This window comes from Hamadaea sp. (assembly GCF_013362815.1).
GTDB lineage: Bacteria > Actinomycetota > Actinomycetes > Mycobacteriales > Micromonosporaceae > Hamadaea.
Genome location: NZ_JABFVK010000045.1, coordinates 1 through 12,395, shown reverse-complemented (window position 1 = coordinate 12,395; position 12,395 = coordinate 1). Strand labels below are relative to the sequence as shown.

The window sequence follows — 12,395 nt, the reverse complement described above, 5'->3', positions numbered from 1 at the left end:
GCTGATTCTGCGCAGACCACGGGCACTTGATCTGGAAAATCGGGCTTCGGGAGCTGACCACGGGCACTCGACCTTGACCGCGGCGCGGGATCTTGACCGCGGCGCGGGATCCCGGGATAACGCGGCTTAGTTGGGCGGCAAAGCCGCGTTATCCCCGGATACGGCGATGATCAAGCGGCAAGTCAGAGCGGTTTGAGGGTGTTCGGGTCGATCTTCACCGTCGGTTCTTCACCAGGTTGCGACTCGGGCTTCGGAGCGGGCTCGGTCGGCTCCTCGGCTTCGAGGCGCGGGATGGAGATCTCCTGATCGGAAGCCCGCTCCCGGGTAGGGACCGGCGGCGTAGGCGCGGCGGGAGCGGGAGCGGATGCGCTAGGTGCGACGGGCGTCGGTGCGGGAGCGAGAGCAACGGGCGGGGCAGCGGGAGCAGCCGACGGTGCGGGCGCGGCCGAAGCAGGCGGAGCAGCGGCAGCAGCCTGCGGTGCGGGAGCGCTAGGTGCGACGGGCGCTGGTGCGGGCGCGACCGATGCAGGCGGAGCGGCGGGTGCGCTAGGTGCGACGGGCGCAGGCGGAGCAGCGGGGGCGGCGGGTGCGCTAGGTGCGACGGGCGCAGGCGGAGCAGCGGGGGCGGCGGGTGCGCTAGGTGCGGCGGGTGCGGGCGGAGCCGCGGGAGCGGAAGCGGCGGCCGCGGGAGGCGGAGCGGAAGGAAGTACGACGGTGGCGGCTGCGGGCGGCGTAGGCACCGCGACAGGAGCGGAGTAACGCGGGTAGTGCAGGGTCGGGGGTGCCACGTCGGGAAGTTGCTCGGTCACCGGTCCGGGCTCGGTGGCGTACCGGGTGGGGCCGGCGTACGCCGGTTGCTGGTAACCGGGCCCGGGCGCGTACGCCACTTGGGCGGGCCGGGTGTCGTAGCGGCTCCAGCGACGGGGGCTCGCCAACGTCGCGAGCAACGGTACCGCCAGTAAGACGCCGAGTCCCGAGCTGCCGATCACGTCGATGCCGAGGATCTCCACGCCGAGCAGGTTGAACCGGGCTCCGATGTCGTCGAGGACCCGCTGGTAGCTCACCGGGTCGACGAGCGGCCAGGCCGGCATGCCGAGGAAGAAGAAGCCGGCCAACGCCGGGCCGACCGGCGACAGGCGGGCCATCACGAGGACGGCGTACACGCCGCCGCCGACGACCAACGTGGCCAGGGCCAGCACCGTGGCCAGCGGGCGCTGGTCGACGCCTCGCTGGGCGGCTTGCCCGAAGGCGCTCAGTCCCAGGCCGGTCAGCAGATACACGATCGGCGCGAGGATCAGGGCAAGCAGGAACGATCCGAGGTGACGCATGCTCGGGCCTCCAGGTCGGATGAGGTCAGCGGCTCGGTGGTCCGGCCCACGGTCCGGTCGGCGGCGACCCGGGATTCTGGTTCTCGGGTGGTGCCGGCGACGGAACCGGGGCGGCCGTCTCCGAGCTGTCGGCGGGGAACGGTCGCCAGGCCGCAACCGCGTCGATACGTCCAGTGTCGACGACTGGTTCAACGGGGGACGCGGCCGTAGGCGTCTTCGGGCGTCCCCGCCACCGGCTGGGGCTCGCCGCGGTGAGCAGCAGAATGACGCCACCGACGAACGCGGTGAACGAGATGAGGCCGGATTCGGGCCGGAAGAGTACGCCCTCCGCGATCCGGCTGACGGACGAGAGCGGCGGCCGGAAGAGCCGGTCGGAGGAGACGTCGAACACGGTCACGAGGAGCCGGGGAGTGACGAGGAGTAGCCCGGCGGCTATCGGCCCGACGGGCGAGATGCGCGGCACGGCCAACGCGCCGATGAGAAGAGCGGGCGGCACCAGGAAGACGGTCTGGAGCATCGTCCAGTCGCCCGTCATCTCCACGATGACCGACGATGCGGCGAAGATCAGTGGCGCGACGATCAGCCCGGCGAGAAGGCTCCAGACGTGACGCATGCGCGCAGGCTACTCGCGCGCCCGACCGCGGAACATCCCACATATGTCGGCCTTCGGCGATGTATGGCGGAGCCATCTCACCGCCGTGCGGCCGGGTGGAAAGATGCGGCAAGATGGGCGGGCCAGGTCAAGGGTGACCTCGGGCGGGAGGAGTAGATCATGACCACGATCCTGTGGCGGCCGCCTGCGGACGTCCGGCAGACGTCCCGGATCGGCGACTATCTGCGGTGGCTGTCGGCCGAGCGGGGGCGCGACTTCGACGCGTACGCCGAGCTCTGGCAGTGGTCGGTGGAGGACCTCCCCGGGTTCTGGCGGTCGATCTGGGACTACTTCGGCGTCGTGGCCTCCACCGAATCCCCCGAAGTCGTGTCGAACGGCTACACATCCGGCGCACCCTTCGGCCCCGGTACGCCGTTCGGCCCGACCGGGACGTGGTTCCCGGGCGCGAGGCTGAACTATGCCGAGAACGTCCTGCGGATGCCGGGCGTGGCCGGTGACACCCCGATCGTCTTCGGCCGTTCGCAGAGCCGGGAACCGGTCGTGTTCACCGCCGACGAACTGCGCGACCAGGTACGCCGGGCGGCGGCGGGACTGCGTCGGCTGGGTGTCCAGCCCGGTGATCGCGTGGCGGCGTACCTGCCGAATGTGCCGGAAGCACTGATCCTCCTGTTGGCGACCGCGAGCCTGGGGGCGATCTTCACCTCGTGTGCCCCAGAATTCGGCACGCGGAGCGTGACCGATCGATGGACGCAGATTTCACCGGTCGTGCTCGTGGCCGTGGACGGCTACCGCTACGGCGACAAGCTCGTGGATCGCCGCGCGGAGGTGGCCGGAATCCGCGCTGCCCTGCCCTCGGTACGCGCCACTGTCGGACTGGACTACACCGGACAGGAAAACAGCGCTGACCTGAGCTGGGCCGAGCTGACCGCCGACACCGACGAGCCGCTGACCTTCGCCCAGGTCGCCTTCGATCAGCCGCTCTACATCCTGTACTCGTCCGGCACCACCGGGCTGCCGAAGCCGATCGTCCACGGGCACGGCGGCATCCTGCTGGAACACCTCAAGATGCTGGCACTGCATCACGATCTCGGCCCCGGCGACCGGATGTTCTGGTTCAGCACCACCGGCTGGATGATGTGGAACTATCTCGTCTCCGCCCCCGCGGTCGGCTCGGCGATCGTGATGTATGACGGCAATCCGGGCTGGCCCGATCTCGGGGCGCTCTGGCGGATGGCCGAGGAGACGGAGACGACCTTCTTCGGCACCTCCGCCCCGTTCCTGCTGGCCTGCCGCAAGGCCGGACTGTCCCCCAAGGACGTGGCGGATCTGAGCCGGCTCAAGGGACTCGGCTCGACCGGCGCGCCGTTGCCGCCCGAGGGGTTCCGCTGGGTCTACACCGACGTCTCGGACACACTGCAGCTGCAGTCGTTGTCCGGCGGCACCGACGTCTGCACCGGCTTCGTCGGCAGCACTCCGCTCAACCCGGTCTACGAGGGCGAGATCGCCGCTCGCTGCCTCGGCGCGCGGGTGGAGGCGTACGACCCGACCGGGAAACCGGTCCTCGGCGAGCTGGGTGAACTCGTCATCTCCGCGCCGATGCCCAGCATGCCGGTCGGGTTCTGGGGCGACGACGACGGCAGCCGCTATCGGGAGGCGTACTTCGACGTCTTCCCCGGCGTGTGGCGGCACGGCGACTGGGTCACCATCGCCGACCACGGCAGCTGCGTCATCACGGGTCGCTCCGATGCCACGCTCAACCGCGGTGGCGTCCGGCTCGGCACCGCGGAGTTCTACTCGGTGGTCGAGGCGCTCGACGAGGTCGTCGACTCGGTGGTCGTGCATCTCGAGGACACCGAGGGCGGCGCGGGCGAACTCCTGCTCTTCGTCGTGCTGCAAGACGGCTTGGAGCTGGACGACACGCTGCGCGCCAAGATCGCGCGCGAGCTGCGTACCGCGCTGTCGCCCCGGCACATTCCGGACGCGATCTACCAGGTCACGGCCGCTCCGCGCACTCTCTCGGGCAAGAAGCTCGAGGTCCCGGTCAAAAGAATTCTGACTGGTACGCCGGTCGACCGCGCAGCGGCGAAGGGTGCGCTGGCCAACCCCGAGTCGCTGAGCGCGTTCGAGAAGCTGGCTCGCGAACGCCCCCACTGACCCGCCGGCCCCCTCCCGCTGGATCAGGGTTCCAGGCCGAATCTTGGCGCAAGATTCGACCCAGATCCCTGATCCAGCGCCCGATAGGGCAGCCAGGGGGCTAGCGCATCTTTTGCAGGCCCTCGCTGAGTCGCCGTCGCCGTTCGCTGTTGGCCCCGAGCACGAGCGCCAGGATGCCGAGCGGAATCATGATCACCCAGGCGCTGAACGCCAGCGTGAGCGCGTGCAACGCGGTGACGATCGCGACGATGGTGCCGACCTCGATGGGTGCCCGTTCCCGCTTCATCGAGCCGTAGATGACCGTGGCGACGGCGGCGACGAGAAGGACGCCCTCCCGGATCGGGTCGGTCTTGACCAGCACCAACACGAGGGTCGGGCCGAACGCCGCGACCAGCCCGGGCGTGAACGCCGCTCGCGAACCGAGATCCGGTCGCCGCCGCAGCTCGATCACCCCGACCAGCAGCACGACCACGGCGAACGGCAAGGTGTACGCCTCGGGCTGCGCCACCTGCGCGTTCTGCGCGAACAACCACCACGCGGCGATGGCCGAACCGGCGCTGGCCCAGAAGTACGCCCGCCGCTGAGTCTCGGTGTGGGTGGGCCGCCCGGCGGCGATGCCGAGCACCGCACTCCACGCCGCGAGAAGTACGCCGACGCTGACCGGCGATTCGAGGGCGAGCACGAGCGCGATGAGCGCCGCGAACTGGCCGGCCCATTCGACGGCCGACGCCTCCGGACGAGCCTCCCGCTGGGCGAACCGGGGCAACAGGGCCGCGCCGATGATGAGGATCGCGCCGACGGCGAGTACGCCGAGCGCCGTCCAGAACCGCGTCAGCCCCAAGTGCAGGCTGACCGACATCATGAACAACTCGCCGGCGACGGCCGCGCCCAGCCAGCCCAGGATGCGGGCCATCTGCGTCTTGCCACCGAGCGCGGCGGTGGCTCCGACGCCGACCGCGCCACCGAAGGTGAAGATCGTCATCTCCGGCGTCGCCAGTGCCCCGGCGAGCCCGGCGTTCCCGCCGATCAGTCCGATGAGGACGATCGCCACCCGGGCGAACCGCAGGGACCGGTCGCTCTCGGCGTCGGTGGGCGGGTCGGTGAGCGCGACGCCCAGCATGCACACGGTGAACACGGTCAGCCCGGCAAGGACCGCCGAGTTCCAGCTCAGGCGCATGGCGTACGGGATGATCAAGAGAGCGATCGCGAAGACCGGCAGAATGCGGGCGACGGCCCGGTTCGTGCCGCCGCCGAAGCCGACCGCGGCCAGTGCGGCCGCCGCGGTGAGCAGGAGCGCGGTCAAGGCGGCGCTGGGGCCGGTCGCGGCCGCGGCGTTGGCTGTCGTCTCCGGTACGCCAGCCCAGATGTGGCCGACGGTCTGGAACGGTTTCGTGAGCGCGGCCACGAGCAGCGGCCAGAGGGCGAAGATCGCGAGTAGCGCGGGCAGCAACGCGGCGGCGAACGCCCCGGCGGCCGGATAGTCGGGCAGCCGCCACCGGTCGCGAGCCTGGCTCCACAGCCGCGAGAGCGGCCGTTGCCGGCTGACGGTGGGCGCGCGCAGCAGCTCGGACAGCACGGCGAGCAGCACGGCGGTGGCCGCGAAGACCCCGGTGGGCTGCGGTCCCGTCACCTCGCCCACCGCGATGGCCGTTCCGGCGACGCTGACGCCGACGGTGACCCAGCCCAGGTAACCGGCGATCGCGACCCGGGCGACCCCGGCTGCCGCCAGTCCGATCGAGACCGTCGCCAACGCGGCGGTCAGCACGATCTGCCGGGTGTCCGACTGTCCCCCATGGACCATGTACGCCAGGACCGCGACCGCCGCGGGTGCGGCGAGCAGGACGCCGACCGTGCCGATGCCACCGACCGTGCCGAGATGCGACGTGCGATTGGTGCCCAGCGTCGTCGTCGCACTCTGGTACGCCGACAACGCGAGAACCACCAGGCTCACCAACGCCAGTACGCCGAGCGCCGCCGCCGTCGTCCAGGGCCGGACGAGCGCCGCCCCGACGGCGTAGAACGCCAACGCGATGGCGACTGCGATGCGGGCGTACCCGGCGCGGGGGTCCTTCGCGACCGGCGCGGAGATCGCGTACGCCGCCGCGATGATCAGCCCGAGGACGACCGGGGACCACCACGGCCAGTGCAACGCGGCCGGAGTGCCGACGGTGCCGAGTCCGACGCAGACCGCCGCGGCGTCGTAGTTGCGCGGCCGGGGCATGCCGATCGCCGCCGCGCCCGCGAGCGCGAACAGCGCGAGCGGCCCCTGCCAGCCGAGCCCCGAATCGGTCACGGCGGTCGAGGCGAGATCGCCGCTCCACAGTCCACCTTCGACGGTGACGGCCTGGAGCCCGCCGAGCAGCGCCGGATATCCCGCGACGAGCAGGACGACGAGGCCGGCGGCGCTCGCGCCGAGCACCGGCCCCCGCCGCCAGTCGGCCGGCATGGTGCGGATGCCGGCCGCCGCCGCGAGCACCATCAGGGCCGCCGCGACGAGCCAGCTGTCCGGCATGACCAGGGAGACGGCCCGGGTGACCGCCGCGATCGCGCCCGCCACGACCATGGCCGCCGCGTAGTCGGCCCCGTCGTACATGCGGTCGGCCCGGATGCCCGAGTCGATCGACGAGCTCAGGATCAGCAGGACGGCGGCGACGAGGAGCAGTGTGGCGACCAGCGTGTCGGCGAACCCGGCGCCCTTGGCCCCGAACGTGGCGAGCGTGATGATCAGCGCGCCGAGACCGCTGCCGATCGCGACGGGCAACCCGATCTCACGGTGCGCGACCTGCCGGATCGCGACGTAGCCGAGGGTGCCGCTGGCGGTGAGGGCCGCCGCGATCAGCGGCACGGACGGCAGTACGCCGGGCGCGAGGCTGACGATGGTGGCGGCCACGGCCGACGGTGCGGCGAACGCGGCCGCTCCGGCGCAGGTGTCACCGATGATCTGGGTGACCGGGCGATGCGGAACCGGCCGTCCGGCCCGCGCCTCCGGAGTCGGCAGTACGCGTTGCGCCAACGACAGGATCACTCCGGCGGCCGTGATCGCCGCGAGTACGCCGGCCGTCGCACCCGGCGAGGTCAGCGAGGCGAGAATCGCCGAGATGCCGACGAGGGCGGCGGCGATCGCATGCGCGCGAGCGGACCTTGGTGTGGTCGCGCCGAGCCCGCCACCGGGAATCGCCCGCTGCGGCTCGGGCGCGCCGAACCACTGGTCGGCCAGTTGCCCGGTACGCGGCGAGAGGAATCGGGCGAACCCGCCGCGCGGCTTCGGTTCCACCTCAGCCGGCTCGTCGGCGTCCACGGGCGGTTCGGGCCGGGACGAGACCTGAACGGAGCCGACTCCGATGCCGACCGCTGCGATGCCGATCGCGACCGCGGTCAGCACCCACAACGTGGCCGACGGCGTCAGCAGCAACGACGCGGGCGCGGCGAGCCCGGCCAGCGCCGCACCGCCCACCGCCACCTCGCGGCGGAACGACGGCGGCAGGGCCAGCCCGGCAGCGACGGCGGCCAGCGCGACCGTCCCCACCAGCGACGGGCCTGCGCCCGAGGCGGCGGAGTGCAGGATCGCCTGGTACTCCTCCGGCGTACGGCCGTTCCAGATCGGCAGGCCCGCGCGGATCGGGCCGAGCGCCGCGCGTACCGCCTGACCCAGGACGAACGCGCCGACGGCGGCCACCGCCAAGGTCGAGGCGATCTGCGGTCCGCGCCGAGCCGACGCCGGGATCACCCGGATCGCCAGGCCGGTCACGACGAGCGCGCCCGCGAGGACCAGCAACGTCTGCCCCGGCGCGGCCAGTCCCGCCACTCGTCCGGCCACCACGACCCAGGCCAGCGTCAACGCGCCCGCCGCGAGGTCGGGCAGCGGCCGGGTGCGTACCATCAGCGCGCCGAGCAGCCCCACCACGCAGGCCAGCAGCAACGTCGCACCGCCGCGTGCGGCATTCGGCGCGTCGGTCGCCCGCCAGGTCGCGACCAGTCCATAGGAGATACCGGCGAGCACCGCCACGCCGTGCAGACCCCACGCCAGCTCCCGCAGCCAGAAGCTCGACCACGCGCCCTCCAGCACCTGCGGGTGCCGGATCGGGTGCTCCCCGCCGATCTGGAGCGGCTCGCGGTGCGACAGCTCGACAGCCCGCGCGACCACGGCGTTTCCCAAGGCGAGCAACGCGAAGATCAGCGCCAGGCCGGCCGGGCCTTTGATCCAGTCGTACGCCAAGAGGGGCAGGACGGGCTGGAAGAACAGCACTACGCCGTACCGAGCCGAACTGAGCAGCGTGATGCGATGGATCACGAGAGAGATGAGTCCGGTGACGGCGAACACCGCTCCGGCGATCTGCGGCCAGGTCGCATCCGACGTCGAGATCGGCGGCAACTGAGCCAGCAGGTATCCGTCGACCGGGAGGAGCAGCAGGCCGACCGTGGTGAGCGTCTCCGCCGTCGACACGAGGCGTACGCGGATGAGCAGGAACGCCGCGACGAGCATGCCGATGGTGACGAGGCTGAGGACGAGCAGGCCGCCCCCGGCGCGCAGACCACTGGCGAAGGCGGCGTAGACGACGGCCGCCACGCCGATCATCAACCCACCGAGGATCAGCAGGACGTTCTGCACCGTACGCGGAGAGGTCTCCGGCGGCGGGGTCTGCAACGGGGCGACCCGCGGCCGGGAAGCGCCCGGCGGACGGGCGCCGGCGCCGGGGGTCCGAGCCGGACCGGCCGGGCGCGTGGTCCCCGCGCCGGGTGGGCGGCTGTGCGTACCACTTGATGGGCGACCAGACGCGGCCGGAGCCGAAGGGGTCGTGACCGGTTGTGCCGCGGCGGCCGGTGGCGCGGTGGCCTCGGTCTTGCGGCCGAACCGGCGCTGGCGCGGAGCCTGCGCCTTGGACTGTTGCCGCTGGACCGCGTGGGAGAGCAGGTTGCGCTGGTGCATCGCGGCCTGGAGCTGCTGGCTGATCTTCTTACGCTGGGAGACCAGCCCCATGTCCTCCGTGTTCAGGTCGGCGATCGCCTTGTTGACTCGGGCGAGCTCGGCCTCCAGGACCTCCGCGGTGTTGCCGCAGTGCGGGCAGCGCTGGAGAGGATCCCGCAGCCTGCCACACATCGAGCATGGGGACTGTTCCAAGGGAACACCTCCGAAGCGGTCACGCCGGTTGAAGTCAGCATGCCCGGTCGCAGCGAGGGCTGTACAGTCCCTTTTAGCCATGAATGCGACAGAGCCGCCCCACGATCTGTGGAGCGACTCTGCGCTGAGTGATCAAACTGTTACCGGTGGCGCGCCGATCAGCCGACAGCCGGTCGGCCGAGGCCGCGGTAGGTCCATCCGGCGGCCGCCCACGCGGTGCCGTCGAGACAGTTCTTGCCGTCGATGATCTTGCGCTGACGGACGAGCTCGCCCAGCGTCACCGGGTCGGCGTTGCGGAACTCGGCCCAGTCGGTCAGTACGCACACCAGCTCGGCGTCCGTGACCGCCTCGGCCAAAGACTTGTCGTACGCCAGCTCCGGGTGCACCCGGCGCGCGTTGTCCGCGCCCTGTGGGTCGTAGACGTGCACGTCGGCCCCGGCCTCGGCCAGCATCCCCGCCACCGCCAACGCCGGAGAGTCCCGCACGTCGTCGGTGTTGGACTTGAACGTCGCACCGAGCACCGCGATCCGCGCCCCCGACAGATCCGGACCGGCCGGACCCGGCCGCCTGCCGAGCAACTCCGCCGACAACTGCACGACCTTGGCCCGCCGACGCAGGTTGATCAAGTCGACCTCGTGCAGGAACCGCAGCGCCTCACCCGCACCCAGCTCCTGCGCCCGCGCCTGGAACGCCCGGATGTCCTTGGGCAGACACCCGCCGCCGAACCCGACGCCGGACTGCAGGAACCGGTTGCCGATCCGCGGGTCGAAGCCGAGCGCTCGGGCCAGGTGCGTCACGTCACCGCCGGCCACCTCGCACACCTCGGCCATCGCATTGATGAACGAGATCTTCGTCGCCAGGAACGCGTTCGCCGCGACCTTCACCAGCTCCGCCGTGGCGAAGTCGGTGGCCACCACGGGAACCTCACGATCCTCTGTCGACGCCAGGTCGAACACACCCTTGTGCGCGGCGTGCAGCATCGCGGTCGCCCACTCGGTCTTCGCCGCCCACACGATCCGGTTCGGTCGCATGACGTCGTCGGCGGCGTACCCCTCCTGCAGGAACTCCGGGCTCCACGCGACCTCGATGCCCAGCGACGGGTCGGCGTACTTCTCGACCAGGTGCTCGACCCACTCGGCGGTGCCCACTGGAACCGTGGACTTGCCGACGATCAGCGCCTTACGCGTCAGGTGCGGCGCCAGCGGCGCGATCGCCGACTCCACATACCGCAGGTCCGCGCCCATGCCGTCGGAACGCTGCGGGGTGCCGACACAGATGAAGTGCACGTCGCCGAAGTCGGCGGCCTCCTGGTACGAGGTCGTGAACCGCAGCCGGCCGGCCGCCAGGTTCCGCTTGAGCAACTCGTCCAGCCCCGGCTCGTGGAACGGCATCTGCCCGGCCGACAAGTCCTCGACCCGCTTCGGATCGACGTCGACCGCCAGCACCTCGTACCCGAGCTCGGCATAGCAGATCGCATAGGTGGCGCCCAGGTAGCCGACGCCGATGAAGGTCAACCGGGGCCGCGCGGCACCCGAGGGCGGAGTGACTGTGACCGTCGGCACATACGTGCCCTGAACTGGGTTCGTCACGCCTTCATTCTCCCGTCTCGCACATCACACTGCATCGCTAGACGTCGCCAAGAACGCCGAAAGTTGCCGTTTTACGGCCGATTTCCCCGGCCGTTGCGAGCGTACGCCCGCGCCAACACCCGAGGAAGCGTACGGGACAGGCGGGTTCGCCGAAAACCTGAGTCTTCGTTTAGGCTAGTCGCGTCCAAGCTACCCACGAGTAACCCCTGTTACACCGCTGGATCAGGGTTCCGGGTCGAATCTTGCTGCAAGATTCGACCGAGAACCGTGATCCGATGCCGATCACCGCACGGAGGCATCGTGTCTTTCGATCTGTACCAGCTCTCCGAGGAGCACGTCGCCATCCGCGAGGCCGTGCGCGAGCTCTGCGCGGACAAGGTCGCCCCGCACGCGGCGGCGGCCGACGAGACCGGCGAGTTCCCCCAGGCCAGCTACGACGCGCTGCGCGCCGCGGACTTCCACGCCCCGCACATCCCGGCCGAGTTCGGCGGGGCCGGCGCGGACGCGCTCGCCACCGCGATCGTGATCGAGGAAGTCGCCCGGGCCTGCGCGTCCAGCTCCCTCATCCCGGCCGTGAACAAGCTCGGCAGCCTGCCTCTGATGCTGGCCGGCTCGGCCGACCTGCAGAAGCACTACCTGCCGGCGGTCGCCCGCGGCGACGCGATGTTCTCCTACTGCCTCTCCGAACCGGAGGCGGGCAGCGACGCGGCCGGCATGACGACCCGCGCCGTACGCGACGGCGACCACTGGGTGCTCAACGGGGTCAAGCGCTGGATCACCAACGCGGGCGTCTCGGAGTACTACACGGTCTTCGCCAAGACCTCGGCCGACGCCGGTACGCGCGGCATCTCGGCGTTCGTCGTCGAGAAGTCCGACGCGGGAATGAGCTTCGGCGCACCGGAGCGCAAACTCGGCATCAAGGGCTCCCCCACCCGTGAGGTCTACCTCGACAACGTACGCATCCCGCTCGACCGCATCATCGGCGACGAAGGCACCGGCTTCCGGACCGCCATGCGTACCCTCGACCACACCCGGGTCACCATCGCCGCCCAGGCGCTCGGCATCGCCCAGGGCGCGCTCGACGCCGCATTGGCGTACGTCCAGGAGCGCAAGCAGTTCGGCAAGGCGATCGCGGAGTTCCAGGGCCTGCAGTTCATGCTGGCCGACATGGGCATGAAGCTGACGGCCGCCCGCGAGCTGACCTACGCCGCCGCCGCCCGCTCCGAACGCAACGCGCCCGACCTCACCTATTACGGCGCGGCCGCCAAGTGCTTCGCGTCGGACGCCGCCATGGAGATCACCACCAACGCGGTGCAGCTGCTCGGCGGCTACGGCTACACGAAGGACTTCCCGGTCGAGCGCATGATGCGGGACGCCAAGATCACTCAGATTTACGAGGGCACCAACCAGGTTCAGCGCATCGTGATGGCGCGGCAGCTCCTCCAGGGCGTCATCTAGCTCCGAGTCGCCGCGACCTTCACTCGCTCGACAAGATCAAGTGAGCTGGAAACGTTGCGGATAGGCTCCTGCGACGCTCGATCATGCGCGAGCGTGACCGCGGGCGCGGGGTCGGGGTTCTCGCCGAGTGGCTC

6 protein-coding genes are annotated in these 12,395 nt (G+C 70.9%); 2 read left to right on the top strand and 4 right to left on the bottom strand.

The window, feature by feature from the left end; translation table 11 throughout:
- Positions 1–182: 182 nt before the first annotated feature.
- On the bottom strand, positions 183–1,328 hold the full coding sequence (locus HOV77_RS21475; protein ID WP_290864382.1) for a hypothetical protein: 1,146 nt from the start codon (positions 1,326–1,328) through the stop codon (positions 183–185).
- Between the two features lie 25 nt (positions 1,329–1,353).
- A complete protein-coding gene (locus tag HOV77_RS21470; protein ID WP_290864380.1) occupies positions 1,354–1,941 on the bottom strand; it encodes a hypothetical protein in 588 nt (195 codons plus the stop codon).
- A 159-nt stretch (positions 1,942–2,100) separates the two neighbouring features.
- Between HOV77_RS21470 and HOV77_RS21465 the strand changes: the two genes are divergently transcribed.
- Positions 2,101–4,095: an acetoacetate--CoA ligase gene (locus tag HOV77_RS21465; RefSeq protein WP_290864379.1), complete on the top strand. Its 1,995-nt coding sequence runs from the start codon at positions 2,101–2,103 to the stop codon at positions 4,093–4,095.
- A gap of 100 nt (positions 4,096–4,195) precedes the next feature.
- Here the strand turns inward: HOV77_RS21465 and HOV77_RS21460 are convergent, their stop codons facing one another.
- Together HOV77_RS21460 and HOV77_RS21455 are read right to left on the bottom strand one after the other, a co-directional pair.
- A complete protein-coding gene (locus HOV77_RS21460) occupies positions 4,196–9,214 on the bottom strand; it encodes a permease (RefSeq protein WP_290864378.1) in 5,019 nt (1,672 codons plus the stop codon).
- A gap of 158 nt (positions 9,215–9,372) precedes the next feature.
- Positions 9,373–10,728: a UDP-glucose/GDP-mannose dehydrogenase family protein gene (locus tag HOV77_RS21455; protein ID WP_290864386.1), complete on the bottom strand. Its 1,356-nt coding sequence runs from the start codon at positions 10,726–10,728 to the stop codon at positions 9,373–9,375.
- A gap of 372 nt (positions 10,729–11,100) precedes the next feature.
- Here HOV77_RS21455 and HOV77_RS21450 point away from each other — a divergent pair, with 372 nt between their 5' ends.
- Positions 11,101–12,261, top strand: coding sequence for an acyl-CoA dehydrogenase family protein (locus HOV77_RS21450; RefSeq protein ID WP_290864384.1), 1,161 nt, complete (start codon positions 11,101–11,103; stop codon positions 12,259–12,261).
- Positions 12,262–12,395 lie beyond the last annotated feature (134 nt).